The 15,607-nt window shown below is 48.2% G+C and carries 17 protein-coding genes, 1 tRNA gene and 1 riboswitch; of the genes, 15 read left to right on the top strand and 3 right to left on the bottom strand.

The window, feature by feature from the left end; all coding sequences use genetic code 11:
• The first annotated feature begins 89 nt into the window (after positions 1–89).
• The 8 genes from FO441_RS08055 (at position 90) to FO441_RS08020 (ending at position 6,225) form a co-directional block, all read left to right on the top strand.
• The gene (locus FO441_RS08055; RefSeq protein ID WP_145288418.1) at positions 90–1,082 is read left to right on the top strand and encodes a tRNA dihydrouridine synthase; all 993 of its coding nucleotides are present in this window, start codon (positions 90–92) and stop codon (positions 1,080–1,082) included.
• A gap of 136 nt (positions 1,083–1,218) precedes the next feature.
• Complete coding sequence (locus FO441_RS08050; protein ID WP_145288416.1) at positions 1,219–1,773, top strand: DUF1697 domain-containing protein; 555 nt, start codon at positions 1,219–1,221, stop codon at positions 1,771–1,773.
• 26 nt (positions 1,774–1,799) lie between these two features.
• On the top strand, positions 1,800–2,336 hold the full coding sequence (locus tag FO441_RS08045; protein ID WP_145288413.1) for an RDD family protein: 537 nt from the start codon (positions 1,800–1,802) through the stop codon (positions 2,334–2,336).
• 67 nt (positions 2,337–2,403) lie between these two features.
• A complete protein-coding gene (locus FO441_RS08040; RefSeq protein WP_145288410.1) occupies positions 2,404–2,922 on the top strand; it encodes an NUDIX hydrolase in 519 nt (172 codons plus the stop codon).
• On the top strand, positions 2,922–3,392 hold the full coding sequence (locus FO441_RS08035) for a GNAT family N-acetyltransferase (RefSeq protein WP_145288407.1): 471 nt from the start codon (positions 2,922–2,924) through the stop codon (positions 3,390–3,392). The genes FO441_RS08040 and FO441_RS08035 overlap by 1 nt, the downstream gene beginning before the upstream one ends.
• Positions 3,393–3,471: 79 nt before the next feature.
• Positions 3,472–4,389, top strand: coding sequence for a cysteine synthase A (gene cysK, locus FO441_RS08030; protein ID WP_145288404.1), 918 nt, complete (start codon positions 3,472–3,474; stop codon positions 4,387–4,389).
• 85 nt (positions 4,390–4,474) lie between these two features.
• Positions 4,475–5,275 carry an ABC transporter ATP-binding protein gene (locus FO441_RS08025; RefSeq protein ID WP_145288402.1) on the top strand — a complete coding sequence of 267 codons (801 nt, stop codon included), beginning with the start codon at positions 4,475–4,477 and terminating at the stop codon, positions 5,273–5,275.
• 5 nt (positions 5,276–5,280) lie between these two features.
• A complete protein-coding gene (locus FO441_RS08020) occupies positions 5,281–6,225 on the top strand; it encodes a VOC family protein (RefSeq protein WP_145288399.1) in 945 nt (314 codons plus the stop codon).
• Positions 6,226–6,258: 33 nt separating this feature from the next.
• Here the strand turns inward: FO441_RS08020 and FO441_RS08015 are convergent, their stop codons facing one another.
• On the bottom strand, positions 6,259–7,155 hold the full coding sequence (locus FO441_RS08015; RefSeq protein WP_145288396.1) for a protein-ADP-ribose hydrolase: 897 nt from the start codon (positions 7,153–7,155) through the stop codon (positions 6,259–6,261).
• A gap of 186 nt (positions 7,156–7,341) precedes the next feature.
• On the opposite strand from FO441_RS08015, the gene FO441_RS08010 reads away from it, so the two are divergent.
• From FO441_RS08010 to FO441_RS07995, 4 genes are all read left to right on the top strand, one after another.
• Positions 7,342–7,761, top strand: coding sequence for a hypothetical protein (locus FO441_RS08010; RefSeq protein ID WP_145288393.1), 420 nt, complete (start codon positions 7,342–7,344; stop codon positions 7,759–7,761).
• 116 nt (positions 7,762–7,877) lie between these two features.
• Entirely contained in the window at positions 7,878–9,275 is a 1,398-nt protein-coding gene (rlmD, locus tag FO441_RS08005) for a 23S rRNA (uracil(1939)-C(5))-methyltransferase RlmD (protein ID WP_246095085.1), read from the top strand.
• Positions 9,276–9,318: 43 nt separating this feature from the next.
• Positions 9,319–9,846: a hypothetical protein gene (locus FO441_RS08000; RefSeq protein WP_145288391.1), complete on the top strand. Its 528-nt coding sequence runs from the start codon at positions 9,319–9,321 to the stop codon at positions 9,844–9,846.
• 9 nt (positions 9,847–9,855) lie between these two features.
• Positions 9,856–10,788, top strand: coding sequence for an arsenic resistance protein (locus tag FO441_RS07995; protein WP_145288388.1), 933 nt, complete (start codon positions 9,856–9,858; stop codon positions 10,786–10,788).
• 47 nt (positions 10,789–10,835) lie between these two features.
• On the opposite strand, the gene FO441_RS07990 is transcribed toward FO441_RS07995, so the two are convergent.
• Positions 10,836–10,907: transfer RNA gene (locus tag FO441_RS07990), tRNA-Val, on the bottom strand.
• A 138-nt stretch (positions 10,908–11,045) separates the two neighbouring features.
• On the bottom strand, positions 11,046–11,489 hold the full coding sequence (locus FO441_RS07985) for a very short patch repair endonuclease (protein ID WP_145288385.1): 444 nt from the start codon (positions 11,487–11,489) through the stop codon (positions 11,046–11,048).
• A 232-nt stretch (positions 11,490–11,721) separates the two neighbouring features.
• A riboswitch (SAM riboswitch) is annotated at positions 11,722–11,833 on the top strand.
• 72 nt (positions 11,834–11,905) lie between these two features.
• On the opposite strand from FO441_RS07985, the gene FO441_RS07980 reads away from it, so the two are divergent.
• Genes FO441_RS07980 through FO441_RS07970 form a run of 3 tightly spaced genes read left to right on the top strand, consistent with a single transcriptional unit; the run spans position 11,906 to position 15,602 of the window.
• Entirely contained in the window at positions 11,906–13,705 is a 1,800-nt protein-coding gene (locus FO441_RS07980; RefSeq protein ID WP_145288382.1) for a PLP-dependent aspartate aminotransferase family protein, read from the top strand.
• A 15-nt stretch (positions 13,706–13,720) separates the two neighbouring features.
• Positions 13,721–14,734, top strand: a complete 1,014-nt coding sequence (locus FO441_RS07975; RefSeq protein WP_145288380.1) for an aliphatic sulfonate ABC transporter substrate-binding protein — start codon at positions 13,721–13,723, stop codon at positions 14,732–14,734.
• Between the two features lie 22 nt (positions 14,735–14,756).
• A complete protein-coding gene (locus tag FO441_RS07970) occupies positions 14,757–15,602 on the top strand; it encodes an ABC transporter permease (RefSeq protein WP_145288377.1) in 846 nt (281 codons plus the stop codon).
• The last annotated feature ends 5 nt before the right edge of the window (positions 15,603–15,607 follow it).

Below are 15,607 nucleotides of genomic sequence, written 5' to 3'. Positions count from 1 at the left end.
TTCGGGATTAAAAGGTTGATGTGGACGGCGGAACATATTAATATAAAGTATTGCTTAGGTATAACGTAACGAAAGGATTTGAATTTCGTATGAAAGATAATTTTTGGCGTGATCTGCCACGACCGTTTTTTGTACTGGCGCCGATGGAGGATGTAACGGATGTCGTCTTCCGTCATGTCGTGGCTGAAGCGGCAAGGCCGGATGTGTTCTTCACTGAGTTCACGAACTCGGACAGCTACTGTCATCCGGACGGCAAACAGAGTGTGCGTGGCAGGCTGACTTTCACTGAAGATGAGCAGCCGATGGTGGCACACATCTGGGGCGATAACCCTGAACATTTCCGGCAAATGAGTATCGGCATGGCTGAGGAGGGCTTCAAGGGCATCGATCTCAACATGGGCTGTCCTGTCGCAAATGTTGCCGGCAAAGGAAAGGGCAGTGGACTCATCCGCCGTTTCGAAGTGGCGGCTGAACTGATCCAGGCGGCAAAGGCAGGCGGGCTGCCTGTCAGTGTGAAGACGCGTCTCGGATACACGGAACTTGAAGAGAGACACGAATGGCTCACGCATGTCTTCCGCCAGGATATCGCGAACCTATCCATCCACCTTAGAACCCGTAAGGAAATGAGCAAGGTGGATGCACACTGGGAACTGATTGCTGAAATAAAGAAACTGCGTGACGAGATTGCACCGGATACCCTGCTGACGATCAATGGGGACATTCCGGACCGTGCAACGGGCATGGAGCTTGCTGAAAAGTATGGTGTGGATGGTGTCATGATCGGACGGGGTATCTTCAAGAATCCGTTCGCATTTGAAGAAGAGCCGAGGGAACACAGCAGCAAGGAGCTGCTCGATCTTTTGAAGGTCCACCTCGATCTGCATGATAAATATTCCGAGGTTGAACCGCGTAAATATGCACCGCTCCATCGATTCTTCAAAATATACGTCAAAGGCTTCAAAGGTGCAGGTGAACTGCGTAACCAGCTGATGAACACCAAATCGACTGATGAAGCGCGCGTACTGATCAATGAAGCAGAACGCACCCTGTCTGAAGAGATGGAAGCACAGTATTCCATATAGAAATAGCGATAGATGCCAGGACATTCATGAAAATGGATGTCCTTTTTTGTTGTTTCACTATAGGTTATCGTAGTAATTCAGGAGGGATCATGTGGTAAAATGTAAATGAATCTGAGGTGGGTAGGGGGAGATGGATATGATCTATGTTGCACTGCTTCGCGGAATCAATGTGGGTGGCAACAACAAAATTGATATGAAAGAATTGAAAGTGTCTTTTGAAAATGCTGGTATGCATGATGTGGCAACTTATATCAATTCGGGTAATATTATTTTCTCGAATGAAATTCGTGAGCAAAATGAGCTGCCAGACATTCTGGAAGCGGCGATTCTGCAGGACCTCGATCTAGATATCAGAGTGCTGATCAGAAGTTTTGAGGAAATTGAAGCTGTCATTGATCATCTTCTGGATAATTGGCGGAATGACAAGGAAATGAAAAGCGATGTCCTGTTTCTATGGAAAGAGATCGACAATCGATCAGTGCTGGATGAACTCAAGATCCGTCCGGATATCGAGCAGGTCATCTATATCCCGGGAGCCGTTCTCTGGTCGGTGGATAGGAAGGACCTGTCAAAGAGCGGCATGTCGAAAATAGTAGGGACGAAAGTGTATAAAAAAGTCACAATAAGAAATGTGAACACCGTCCGTAAAATCTACGCGCTTATGCAGTCTGCCAATCCTGCTCTGGAATAAGAAAACGAAGGGAGTGCACAAAGCTGATGGATAATGTATATCAGGATACTCCAGAAGTACCAGGAATCAAGCTTAGATTCAAAGCACTATTTTTCGACTGGCTGTTCATCCTCGTCTGTCTCGTGGTTGTGGCCATTCTTAATTTCATTATTACGTTTTTCATACTGGATGGCATTCCGCAGTATACCTCTGTCCAGGCGCAGCTGATTGCTACGTTCTGTTCCGTTGTGCCGATCATTCTTATATTTTCCTACATGGAAGGGAGAGCGCCATACGCCTCCTTCGGCAAAAGGAGAACCGGGCTCAAAGTCGTCTATCGCGGAAACCCGGTAGCGGGCAGCCTGATCAGAAATACGATGAAGTTTCTGCCGTGGCAGTTCGGACATATGAGTACGATCAGTGGCATATACAATGGTTTTGATACGCCGTTCTATATTACTTTCTATGCTCTATCCATGATTCTGGTGATTGTCTATATAGGGATGGTTTTTGTCCGGAAGGATCATAGGCATCCAGGGGATATTCTGGCAGGCAGTACTGTTGTAAAAGCCTCGGAGCAGTGATGTTTTTGAGTTTCCTGATAAAAATCAATATACTGGGCATAAGTACTGAAAAATAGGAGATTGGTCTATGGAGACATGGGATATATACGATGTTGCACGCAATAAAATGAACAAGACGATGGTGCGTGGAAATCAGCTTGCACCGGGTGAGTATCATATGGTCGTTCACGTGTGCATTTTCAATACGAGTGGCGAGATGCTCATCCAGCAGAGGCAGCCTTTCAAAGAAGGATGGCCGGATATGTGGGATGTGACGGTCGGCGGCAGTGCGCTCAGTGGCGATACGAGCCAGATGGCTGCTGAGCGGGAGACGCTCGAGGAGATTGGTCTGAAATTGAATCTGGAGAATGTCAGGCCTACTATGACGATGAATTTTGGTCGGGGTTTCGATGATATCTACCTGATTGAAATGGATGTGGATATCAGGGAGCTGTCGTTGCAGTATGAAGAGGTCAAAGATGTAAAGTGGGCATCGAAGGCAGAGGTACTGGAAATGATTGAAGCAGGGACATTCATTCCCTACGAACAGAATCTGATCAGACTGTACTTCGATCTCGTCAATCGGCAAGGGGCGGTACGGAGCTGATGGATAATATTGATGAAATACATATCAGACAGATCAGAGAAGACGAACGCGTACCGATGGCGCTGCTGAGAATTGCGGATCCATCCGAGCAGCAGATATGTTCGTACCTGGCAAAGTCTGATTGCTACGTTGCTGAAATGGACGGTGAGATCATCGGTGTCTGTGTAGCTGGGGAGACTTCCCGGGACGCCATCGAGATATACAATATTGCTGTTACAGAGGGACATCAAGGCAAAGGTCTGGGTAAACATCTGCTGATGGATGCCGTGGAAAGGTATGCTCAGTCAGGCTGGAAAAGCATTGAAATCGGAACCGGCAACTCAAGCATCGGCCAGCTTGCACTCTATCAGAAATGCGGCTTCAGAATTGATGGCATCATACACAACTTCTTCGTGGACAACTATGAGGACCATATCTATGAAAATGGCATCTGGTGCCGGGATATGATCCGCCTGAAGCGGGCACTGTGATCCATCATTTTGACCTGCAGCGTAAATTGCTATAAGATACTGTTGAAGTAGGAATTAAAAGAAATGAGGGTAAGTCCATATGAATAGGGTCGACAGCATTGTAGATGTAATCGGTAATACGCCGGTTGTGAAACTGAATAGGGTAGTCCCTGAAGGGGCTGCGGATGTCTATGTAAAACTTGAATTGTTCAATCCGAGCAAAAGTGTAAAGGACCGGGCGGCATTCAACATGCTGAGACAGGCGGAAGCGGATGGTGTAATTGATCCTGGTGGTACGATCATCGAGCCGACGAGTGGCAACACGGGCATTGGTCTGGCAATGAATGCTGCGGCTAAAGGGTATAAGGCCATATTCGTCCTGCCGGACAGCTCGACGAGTGAGCGGATCAGCCTGCTCAAGGCATATGGTGCCAAAGTGGTACTGACGCCGGCGGACGAGAAGATGCCGGGATGCATCAGAAAGGCGAAGGAACTGCAGGCGGAGATCCCGAACAGCTTTATTCCGCAGCAGTTCGAAAACTACGCGAATCCGGATATCCATCGTACGACGACGGCCATGGAGATTCTTGAGGATTTCGACCATGACCTTGATGCGTTTGTAGCGACTGCGGGAACAGGCGGCACGATTACAGGCACAGGCGAGGTATTGAGGGAACATCTGGAAAACATCCATATCACAGTTGTTGAACCGAAAGGTTCACCGGTGCTTTCAGGCGGACAGCCGGGCAAGCACAAGCTGGTCGGTACAAGTCCTGGATTCGTGCCGAACATACTGAACACGGATATATACGATGAGATCATCCAGATTGAAGATGAGGATGCGATCAACATGTTCAGGCGTCTGGCCAAGGAGGAGGGCATCTTTGTTGGTCCTTCTGCTGCAGCATCTGTGCATGCAGCCATCATTGTCGCCAAAAAATTGGGACCAGGCAAGCGGGTACTGTCCATCTCACCGGACTCGGGTGAACGCTACTTGAGCATGGGATTGATCGAATAGTAGTAATTAAGGCGGTGGATTGGATTCCATCGCCTTTTTTATGTATATTTACACGTAAATACATCAAGCATCTGAGGGGTGTCATATGGAAAAGATCATCAAGTTGGAAAATATACTATGGAAGCGGGACGGGGAAGAAATTCTGAAAGATATCAGTTGGGAAGTGAATCGGGGAGAGAACTGGGCGATCCTCGGTCTGAATGGTTCGGGGAAGACTTCACTTTTGAATATTATTACGGGGTACAACTATCCGACAGCCGGGAGTGCCACAGTACTTGGGACGGAATTCGGCAAGGCGAGTCTTCCTGAAATGAGAAAGAAGATCGGTTTTGTCAGCAATGCGCTGGGTAGATTTCAGCAGACGATGAACCGGGAGACCGTTGAAAACATCATACTCAGCGGCAAGTTTGCATCTTTCGGCATCTATCAGGAAATTACGCCAGAAGATGCCGAGCGGGCGGCAAGTATTCTGAAAGATCTGAGGCTCGAGTACATATCAGAAAAACGCTACGCCGTCCTGTCGCAAGGCGAGCAGAGGAGAGTACTGCTCGGCCGTGCACTGATGAATGAGCCTGAGCTTCTGATTCTGGATGAACCATGTGCGGGTCTCGATGTGCTGGCACGGGAGGATGTACTGTCGATGACTGAATCGGTTGCTCGAGACACTCTGCCACTGCTCTACGTCACCCACCATATTGAGGAGATTACTGATGCAATCAGTCACGTTCTGCTGATACGTGATGGAGAGATTATTTCGCAGGGTCCGAAGCAGGAAGTGCTGACGACAGAGAATCTTTCTACAGTCTACAAGATTCCAGTCAGAATGCACTGGGAAGCGGAACGTCCATGGATGTCTGTGGAGCGGCCAAATAAGGAGAGCAGGTGAATGGAATGATATCAGGACACCATCATATTTCCATGTTTACAAAAGATTTAAAAGAGAACAATCATTTCTATACGGAAGTGCTCGGTCTGAGAAGGGTGAAAGTTTCCGTGAATCAGGGCGATCCGAAGATGTACCACGTCTTCTATGGTGATGCGCTTGGCAGTGCAGGAAATGATCTGACGTTTTTTGAAATCGGCAATATCGGCAGCACCCATCCCGGTACCAATATGATCTCCGCCATCGGACTGCTTGTACCAAGCCATGAGAGTCTCCAATACTGGCAGCAGCGTCTGGATAGCCATGGTGTTTCGCACGAAGACATCACCCGGTATGCCGATAGGGAAGCACTCCGTTTCAATGATCCGGATGGCCTGGCCCTTGTACTGATCAATCATGACAATCAGGCTGTCCCGGAAGACTGGCAGCCATGGAGTGAAAATGACATAGAAGAAGGGCATCGGATTCTTGGCATGGGTACAGTGGAAATCACCGTGATGGACATGCCAAGCATCGTTTTACTGCTTGAGAACACCTTCGGCTATACCGTCGTCCATGGCAATGCCGAGGAAACGCTGCTTACTTCCGTTGCAGATGAAGTGTTCGGTGAGATTCTGATAAAAGCACAATCGGGACAAGAAGCACGCGCAGGGCGGGGCAGTGTACACCACCTGGCCATCCAGTCGAAAGAACGCCCGCTTCTGGAATGGGACAGAATATTGAAAGACCAAGGATATGCAACGACCGGAATCAAAGACCGCTATTATTTCGAAAGTCTGTATTTTACAGAGGAGAATGACATTACCTTTGAAATCGTCGGTCCTGTATCCCGAGGCTTCACTGCGGACCGGTCGGCTGAAACGCTTGGCACGACACTTGATCTGCCGCCGTTTCTTGAGGAAAGAAGGGAAGAAATCGAATCCTATCTCAGACCGATTGAAGAATGGACATAAACAAAGAGCGGCAGAAAACTCTGCCGCTCTTTGTTACTTGAACACGTCTTCATAGATTGCTTTGTCCGCTTCGCTGTATACATTGAAAACGATCCGATCGAAATGATGATCGTTCTGCTTGAGCCAGTTGCCGACTGTCGTGACAGCGATCTCTGCTGCCCGCTGCTTTGGAAAGCCGAACACCCCTGTTGATATGGCAGGAAAGGCAATCGTTCTGATGTCTTCAATTTCATGTGCCAGGTCAAGACAGGACTGGTAGCTTGAAATGAGTTCGGCAACATGCACATCGTTGAGGGGTGTCTCATTGGTCACTGCCGGTCCGACAGTATGGATGACGTAAGCGCTCGGCAGATGATAGCCACGTGTTATTTTTGCGGTCCCTATCTCTTCATCCGATTTCTGACGGTGGATGATTTCGGCACAATCATCCCGCAGCATCGGTCCGGCAGCGGAGTGGATGGCATTATCCACACAATCGTGCAGCGGCTGCATGCATCCGAGCAGTTTCTCATTGGCGGCATTGACGATGGCATCGGCTTTGATGTCGGTAATATTCCCTTGCCAGAGTGCCATTGATTCTGCACACTGTATCCCGGTATCAGGGAAATCTGCCACAGCATTTGGCAGCTCGGCAGCAGAAACCGTATCCTTCTCCTCTTTTTCAAGATGCAGCAGCGCATCCAGCTTTTGCATCATTTCCTTTTTAAGTGGCAGCGGCTGTCTGATGTTGAGCAGGGCACGGATCAGTCTCCTTTTTGCGATCTGGTCATCCGGGATATCAATATCCTGCGTCCCTGCCTTTTCATTGCGTAATATCTCCAATACTTCATCCGTCAAAGTTTCCTTGCTGGTGTTTTCAGCCATCACCGGCTCGAACGGTTCGTATAATCTGATGGCATTTGCATATTCCTGCAATCCGATGTTTGCCATTACAATCACCTCTTGCCTTTATTCTGTCACGAAAATCCCTCGATTTCCACGCAAATGAATCATATGTATATCTCATCTTTTATTTCACATTTTATCGTTAATGGTTTTTTCCTATGGGTATAGTTACTATGAATGTTTACAGCAATCCATGGGAATAAAGCTGTGCAGAAGGATTGGGGTGTTGGGATGATGATTTTCTTGAAGCTGGTTCTGGCCGGAGCGGTTTCGGGAGTGGTTTTCACTCTGGTAATGAAGCTGATCCGTCTTTTTACCGGCAACAAGGCGGATGTTCTGTTCTATAACATCGACTATATCCCAGTACTCAAGCAATGGAGCGATCATAAGCTGCTCGGCATCCTGTTCCACTACTTCTGCTGCATTGCGAGTGCAGTGGTGATGTATCTCCTGCTCGTCCCTTTCGGTTTTGAAACGGAGGTCTGGTCATTTGTCCTTCTGTCCACGTTGGGTGGCAGCATTCTCTATTTTCTTACCGGGCTGTCAGAGTCACCACCGTCATCCGATGATTATAGTGCATGGCTATACTGGACACTCGGCCACGCAGTTTTCGGTGCATGTGTCGGATTGATGGTGCGTCTAATGATATGAACGGGTCATCCTGTCTTGCACATTATGGTGAATCATCTTAAAATATTTGAAGCAATTATGATGAAAATCATGGATAATGTAATATAGATTAAGAGATACGGATAGGAGAGACTGTTTTGTCGAATCAGAATTATGAAACACATATAGTGGAAATAGATAAATTGGATAAGAAGGGATCGGGGATGGGCCATGTATGGCGTGACGCTGGTGGCAGCAATCCGAGGAAATTGAAACTCAACGTGCCGCAGACCCTCATCGGCGAGACGGCCAAGGTGACCGTGCCGAACCCGGATCGCAAAGTGGCCCGCCTGCTTCCGGATGAGATCGTGACGGAAAGTTCGGAACGTGTTGTGGCACCATGTCCACATTTCGAGAAATGCGGCGGCTGCGTCTGGCAGCACTGGACGTACCAGGGGCAGCTTCACTATAAAACGGATAAAGTACGTGGGTTTCTTCGTGACCATGGATTTGATGTGGATATTGTCGCAGATGCGCTCGGCATGGAGACACCATGGGAGTACCGCAATAAGATGGAATTCACTTTCGGTCGTGATGGGGCGCTTGGTCTCCATGAACTGGGCAATTTCCGCAATATCATCGATCTCGATACGTGCCTCATTGCAGGAGACGAGATGGTCCAGGCGATGCTCGAAGTGTCGGAGTGGGCACGGGAGCATGAGCTGAGCGGATACGACAAGGATCAGCATACAGGCCTGCTGCGCAATCTGATGGTACGCCAGTCCCAGAAGACAGGTGAGCTGATGCTTGCTGTTTTTGCGACGGAAGGACCGTCTGAGGTCGAGACGGCTGTGGGGGACCTTGTTCAGAGACTGACGACTAAGTTCAGTAGCCTGAAAAGTCTGATGTGGATGGAAAATACCGACTGGGCCGATATGACACAGTCGGAAAATACGCATATTCTTCATGGCCGTGACTACATCAACGATGAGATGTACGGCTATAAATATAGAATCTGGTTCGATACGTTCTTCCAGACCAATCCGCAGCAGGCGGAGAAGCTTGTGGAACTGGCCATTGAAATGGCTGAAGTCGAATCCGATGAACGCATGATCGACCTGTTCTGCGGTGTAGGGACATTCTCCCTGCCATTTGCCAGAAGGGTAAAGGAACTCGCAGGTATCGAAATTGTGGAGACATCCATCGAATCGGCCAAAAGAAACGCAGAAGACAATGGAATCGGCAACACCTACTTCCTGGCGAAAGATGCCAGAAGGGGAATGGACGAAGTACTCGAGTCATGGGGCATACCGGATCTGCTGATGCTGGATCCGCCACGTTCAGGTGCTGGAGGCAAGGTCATGCGCAGAATCGGACGTCTCGGAACGGACCGTGTCGTGTATGTTTCCTGCAATCCGGAATCTTTCGCAGAAGATGCTGCGTCACTCAGGGAATTCGGGTATGCACTCGAGAGAGTACAGCCAGTGGACCTCTTCCCCCATACAGTTCACGTCGAGCTCGTGGCACTTTTCAGAAAAACCAGTCCATCACTATAGACGATATTCTGATGGATATGGACACAGTATGAAGGAGGCAGTTATGAAGCAGTATCAGTTTAAACTTTCGGTTGATTCGAATAGAAAAGTTTTGGCTATAGAAGACGATCACGATGAAACAGTCGGCTATGTTGAGAAAGCAGTTCTAAAAAACTGTGAGGAACAGAATACCTATTCATATACGTCCACACGGGGCACTTCTGTAGTACTCGGCTTGAAAAGGCGCCGCTTCAAGGATATGAATATTTCAAAATATATTATTGTGACAGATGATGCGCAGCATGTATTCAAGGAAAAACCGGGCAGAAATCTCCTGCAGTTCAAGATAGTCGGAGAGGTGGATGACCACCATATGAAGGTTGAAGAAAATTCCGATGGTGATATGGAAGCCCATATAGACAAAAGATATGTGGCTACAGTCAAGGAAAAAGGGCCGAATGGGAATACCGTCATCATGGCGGATACGAAGCTCGATGATCTGTCCATGAAATTCGGTATCATTGTCCTTATGTACTTCATGTTCAAGCTTTATAAAAGAGAAGCGTGGGATGTTGCCAATCTGCTGGAATAGGTGCTCACCATGAATAGTCTGGAGAGGTACCAGCCGGTCATCATACTGCTTGCTGTGTGCATCGGTCTCTTGATCGGCGGCCTAGATGCCATAGGGAGTATGGCGGACCACTTCATTGCCCCATTTCTCATGCTCATGCTGTATGGTCTTTTTCTACTGATGCCATTGAAACGTGTCTTTACATCATTCAGAAAAGTGAAGTTTGTTGTGACGTCCCTCGTCATCAATTTCATATGGACCCCCATCATTGCATATCTGATCGGAATGTTATTTCTATCTGACCATCCGCTTCTATGGATCGGTTTCATCATGCTCACCGTTACACCATGCACAGACTGGTATCTTGTCTTTACAGGCATTGCAAAAGGGGACACTGTACTGTCCACCTCAATGCTGCCTATGAATCTGATACTGCAGCTGATTCTTCTGCCTGTCTACCTCCACCTCTTTTTTGGATTGGAGCAGAGTATGGGACTGCCGGTACATACGATCATCGAAAGCATACTGACCATCATCGGCATACCGTTCCTCCTTGCCATACTGACGAGAAGGCTGTTTGGATCAGGGGGCAGGATGAAGCGGTTTTTCGAGCAGGCGAATGTCCTGTTCCTTGGCGTAGCAATTGCCGCCACGTTCGCCTCCGAGCGGACTTCACTGATTGAAAATCTGGATATTGTGCTGCTCCTCCTGCTGCCACTGCTTGTATTCTTCACAATCAACTTCATCGGAGGCAGTGCTGCCAGCAGACTTCTGTCATTCAGCAAACAGGAATCAGTCAGCCTCATCATCATGACATTGGCACGCAATTCACCGCTTGCGCTCGCAATTGCCATTGCTGCCTTTCCAGACGAGCCGCTGATTGCATTATCACTCGTGATCGGGCCCATCATCGAATTGCCGGTTCTCGGCCTTGTTTCAAGAATACTGAACAGTTATAAATAAAAAAAACATCCAGTCTATTGACTGGATGTTTGCGTTTTAATACTGGATGGTCTGTACTGGGATCGAACCAGTGACCCCTTCGATGTCAACGAAGTGCTCTCCCGCTGAGCTAACAGACCAAGCTTTTATTTATCTGTCGGGACTCACAACAATTTCAACACCTGCCGGGCAGGTGATCAGGTGATGAGTCACGCTTTAAAAACTACATATTCAAATTTACAATGATTCTCGTAAATTGTCAACAATGAAATTGGGTTTCAGCGCCTATTATTTTTCTGAGGCTCTTTCTTCGATTTCGCCGATTCAATAAAATCGGCGATCCTGTCCACTGCCCCTTCAAAGTCATCTTTGAACTCATGCTCCCAGAGCCGCATGATGTGCCAACCTTGTGCATGATAGTGGGTATCCACTTCGCGATCCCTTTCCATATTTCTCGCAAGCTTCTGATTCCAGAATGCCTGGTTGCTCTTCGGCCAATTCCCATGCTCGGGACAAACGTGCCAGAAGCACGAGTCGATAAAAATGACCACCTTGTATTTCTGTATGGCAATGTCGGGTGTGCCTTTCAGTCTGCGCACATTTTTTCTGAATCTGTACCCTTTGGCCCACAATGCTTTCGTAATCCTGTTCTCAAGCTTCGACTGCGCTCTGATTCTGCTCATCGTGCGTTTCCTTTGTTCAGGTGTCATCATATCGGCCATGGAATCATCCCCATCCTACTTCAATCCTACCCAGGCGACGGAAAAATCATGCGATCAATATTCTATAATCTGAACGAATATGATCATCACCGATTCAGAAGCTCTTGGAATAGAAGGCTATCCGTAATCGCAGTACAGCTTTAAAAATCCGAATAATTTTTATTTAAAAAATGTTTTGACATTAATTTTAATTCATAGTATCGTAGTATACATTATTAGAAATCCATACAAATACTTATCGAGAGTGGCGGAGGGACTGGCCCGATGACGCCCGGCAACCGTCAAGCTGTACAGCTTGACAAGGTGCTAATTCCTGCAGGAATCATATTCCTGAAAGATAAGAGGGGGTTCAAAGTTCTCTTCTTATACAAGAAGAGAACTTTTTTTAATAAATTCATATTCAAGGAGGAATCATCATGTCACAAGAAAACAACTCTACTTATGATCTCGAAACCATCTCGCTGCACGGTGGACAGGCTCCGGATCCGACAACCGGGGCAAGGGCGGTGCCGATCTATCAGACAACATCCTATGTATTTCATGATACGGATCATGCAGAAAGCCTCTTTTCACTGGATGAGCCGGGCAATATATATTCCCGCATCGGCAACCCGACCGTAGAAGTATTCGAAAAGCGCATGGCATTGCTTGAAGAAGGTGTAGCTTCAGTGGCGACATCATCCGGCATGTCTGCCATTACATTATCCATACTCAATCTGGCCAGCGCCGGTGATGAAATTGTTGCTGGATCGAATCTTTATGGAGGTACATATAATCTGTTTGCAGTGACACTGCCGCGCTATGGCATCAATGTCAAATTCGTGGATCCTGCAGATCCCGAGAATTTCAAGGCTGCCATTACGGATAGGACAAAAGCAGTCTTCGGCGAAACAATCGGCAATCCGGGACTCCAGGTACTGGACATAGAAGCGGTCTCTGCCATTGCACATGAAGCCGGTGTCCCGCTGATAGTGGATAACACCTTTGCGACACCTCATGTATGCAAGCCGATTGCACTCGGTGCAGATATCGTCGTCCATTCGGCAACAAAATGGATCGGTGGACATGGCACATCCATCGGCGGTGTAGTGGTCGACGGAGGAAGATTCAACTGGAATACGGCGAAATATCCGGAATTCACCGAACCGGATTCCAGCTATAATGGCATTCGCTACGCAGTCGACTTTGGGACACTGGCTTTCAGTACGAAGATTCGCGTTCAGCTGTTGCGTGACTTCGGCGCAACATTGAGTCCGCATAATGCATTCCATCTGATCCAAGGTCTTGAAACATTGCATGTACGGGTGGAACGGCACAATGAAAATGCTGAAAAGCTTGCCAGGTTTCTAGACGATCATCCAGCTGTCGAATGGGTGACATACCCTGGCCTCCCGGACCATCCATCCCATGAGCTGGCCAAAAAAAGCTTCAGAAATGGTTTCGGTTCAATCATCACCTTCGGTATCAGAGGCGGCAAGGCTGCAGGCAAGCAGTTGATAGACAATGTGTCCCTCTGGTCACATGTTGCAAATGTCGGAGATGCCAAATCACTCATCATCCACCCAGCTTCCACGACACACCAGCAGCTTACAAAAGAACAGCTAGAAGAAACGGGTGTACTGGAAGAGCTTGTCCGCCTGTCCGTCGGTATCGAATCGGTGAGAGACATACAGCAGGATCTGAATCAGGCGCTGGCTAAAGCAACCGGCATCGGAGCTGAAGAGAAACAGGAGATCATCATCAATGATGAAGGTGTCATCCGGTGGGCACTCGATTCGCCGACTGAAAAAGTGGTGGATGAGAGCGGCAATACTGTGAATAGGCAGAAGACACTGGCGGTCGTGGGATTGAGCGGAAAAGAAGCGAGGCCGAGCTACAGGCTTGCCCGTAAGATGCAGCGCCTTGGATATAGAATCATTCCGGTGAATCCAAGGGAGACGGAAATACTCGGAGAGAAATCCTATCCGGATCTCTCGAGTGTGCCGGAGCCTATCGATGTGGTACAGGTGTTCAGAAGTCCGGAAGCAGCAATTGGAATTGCCAGGGAGGCGGTGGAAGTGAATCCTGGAGTCTTCTGGCTGCAGGAAGGCGTCATCTCTCCGGAAGCTGCAGATATTGCTAGAGAAGGTGGTATACAGGTTGTCCATAATAGATGCACATATAAGGAAGCACAACGGCTGAAAGGGACCATTTCGACATATGCATGCGAAATATAGAATAGGAGGGGAAAAATGAAGAAATCAATTTTTAATCATAAAACGTGGATATTTCTAGTTCTGGTACTCGTCGTGGTGATGGCTGGATGTGGGTCGGATGAAGCGGAATCGGCTGAATCGACGGCCGGGCCGGATAAGATACGACTTGACTACGCCTACTATTCACCGACAAGCCTGGTGCTCAAGGAATTCGGCTGGGCTGAAGAGGCATTTGAAGGAGAAGGCATTGAAGTGGAGTGGACACTCAGCCATGGAAGCAACAAGGCACTCGAGTTTCTGAACAGTGATAGTGTCGATTTCGGTTCGACTGCAGGTGCTGCTGCTCTGATGTCGAAAGCAAATGGCGCTCCGATTAAAAACGTCTACATCTACTCGAAGCCGGAATGGACAGCACTTGTCAAAAATGCAGATTCGGATATAGAAGATCTGCAGGATCTGGAAGGTAAAAAAGTCGCAGCAACCCTCGGCACCGATCCTTACATTTTCCTGCTCAGGTCACTGAATGAAGAAGGTGTTTCACAGGAGGATGTGGAAATCGTCAATGTACAGCACAGTGACGGTGCCACTTCCCTGGCCAATGGCGATGTGGACGCCTGGGCTGGGCTGGATCCACACATGGCCCGTCTCGAAGTGGAATCCGGCGCGGAACTCTTCTATAGGGAACCGGATTTCAATACTTACGGCTTCCTGAATGTAAGAGAGGATTTTGCAAAAGAGCATCCTGAGTATGTTGAACGCGTGATTGAAATATACGAAAAGGCAAGAAAATGGACACAGGAGCACCCGGAAGAAGCGGCTGAAATTTTGATGAAGGAAGCCCAGATCGACAAGGAAGTGGCTCAGAAGCAGCTTGAACGTAATGATTTTTCAAACGCTGTTCCTGGTGAAACCCATCACGATGCACTCGTTGAAGCAGGGAAAATCCTTCAGGAAGTTGAAGTGATCGACTCCGAAGTGGATATCGAGGCATTGACGTCGGATCTGATTGAACCGAAGTTTGCCGAAGAGACAGTTGAAGCCGCCGAATAAATTGCACAAGTAGGTGAAATGAATGGAGAAAAGTGTCGGACAGCTGACTGCAGTCCCCGCAAATGAACGCATTGATGAGAAAAAGACGATTGCAAGAAGGAAGAAGAGGGTTCAGCCAATCATGCTCGGCAGTATCCTGCCGATTGTCTTGATTGCGGTATGGGAAGTGCTGAGCCGAACCGGGATATTCCCTGCCTATCAACTTCCCGCCCCAACCGCAATACTCGCCACAATAAACGGCATGTTCCAGGATGGCACTCTTTTTACACATGTAGGAATCACTACATACCGTGTCTTCATAGGCTTCCTGATTGGTACAGTTGCTGCGATGGTGGTCGGATCGATTGTCGGTTTCTACGAAAAGGCGGAACAGCTTTTTGATCCACTGATCCAAGCCTTTCGCTCCATTCCCTCGTTGGCGTGGGTGCCCCTCTTCATTCTATGGATGGGCATCGGCGAACCATCGAAAGTGACGATGATCGCGGTCGGTGTCTTCTTCCCGGTGTATCTGAATATTATCGGAGGAATCGCCGGAGTGGACCGTAAACTGATCGAAGTCGGAAGAATGTATGGATTGAACAATCTTCAGCTGATCAGACGTGTCATCCTGCCAGCAGCACTTCCGTCATTTCTGACAGGAGTGAGAAGCGGGCTTGGCCTCGGCTGGATGTTTGTTGTTGCGGCCGAACTCATGGGAGCGAGCAGTGGCCTCGGCTATCTTCTGGTACTGGGTCAGAATACCCTATCGCCTGAAATCATCCTTTCAAGCATCATACTATTTGCAATTATTGGCAAATTGACGGACTGGATACTCAAAATCATAGAAACTCGGACACTGCATTGGCAGGATGGCATGGTGAAATCATAGAAGGA

Origin of the sequence: Salinicoccus cyprini, assembly GCF_007713705.1 — a bacterium.
Classification (GTDB): domain Bacteria; phylum Bacillota; class Bacilli; order Staphylococcales; family Salinicoccaceae; genus Salinicoccus; species Salinicoccus cyprini.
Note: the sequence above shows the minus strand (reverse complement) of the source record. Positions and strands in the feature narration are given on the sequence as shown.

Coding starts and splice junctions, on each gene's coding strand:
- FO441_RS08055 (WP_145288418.1), top strand. CDS start 90: ATGAAAGATAATTTTTGGCGTGATCTGCCACGACCGTTTTTTGTACTG.
- FO441_RS08050 (WP_145288416.1), top strand. CDS start 1,219: ATGATCTATGTTGCACTGCTTCGCGGAATCAATGTGGGTGGCAACAAC.
- FO441_RS08045 (WP_145288413.1), top strand. CDS start 1,800: ATGGATAATGTATATCAGGATACTCCAGAAGTACCAGGAATCAAGCTT.
- FO441_RS08040 (WP_145288410.1), top strand. CDS start 2,404: ATGGAGACATGGGATATATACGATGTTGCACGCAATAAAATGAACAAG.
- FO441_RS08035 (WP_145288407.1), top strand. CDS start 2,922: ATGGATAATATTGATGAAATACATATCAGACAGATCAGAGAAGACGAA.
- cysK (WP_145288404.1), top strand. CDS start 3,472: ATGAATAGGGTCGACAGCATTGTAGATGTAATCGGTAATACGCCGGTT.
- FO441_RS08025 (WP_145288402.1), top strand. CDS start 4,475: ATGGAAAAGATCATCAAGTTGGAAAATATACTATGGAAGCGGGACGGG.
- FO441_RS08020 (WP_145288399.1), top strand. CDS start 5,281: ATGATATCAGGACACCATCATATTTCCATGTTTACAAAAGATTTAAAA.
- FO441_RS08015 (WP_145288396.1), bottom strand. CDS start 7,155: ATGGCAAACATCGGATTGCAGGAATATGCAAATGCCATCAGATTATAC.
- FO441_RS08010 (WP_145288393.1), top strand. CDS start 7,342: ATGATGATTTTCTTGAAGCTGGTTCTGGCCGGAGCGGTTTCGGGAGTG.
- FO441_RS08000 (WP_145288391.1), top strand. CDS start 9,319: ATGAAGCAGTATCAGTTTAAACTTTCGGTTGATTCGAATAGAAAAGTT.
- FO441_RS07995 (WP_145288388.1), top strand. CDS start 9,856: ATGAATAGTCTGGAGAGGTACCAGCCGGTCATCATACTGCTTGCTGTG.
- FO441_RS07985 (WP_145288385.1), bottom strand. CDS start 11,489: ATGGCCGATATGATGACACCTGAACAAAGGAAACGCACGATGAGCAGA.
- FO441_RS07980 (WP_145288382.1), top strand. CDS start 11,906: ATGTCACAAGAAAACAACTCTACTTATGATCTCGAAACCATCTCGCTG.
- FO441_RS07975 (WP_145288380.1), top strand. CDS start 13,721: ATGAAGAAATCAATTTTTAATCATAAAACGTGGATATTTCTAGTTCTG.
- FO441_RS07970 (WP_145288377.1), top strand. CDS start 14,757: ATGGAGAAAAGTGTCGGACAGCTGACTGCAGTCCCCGCAAATGAACGC.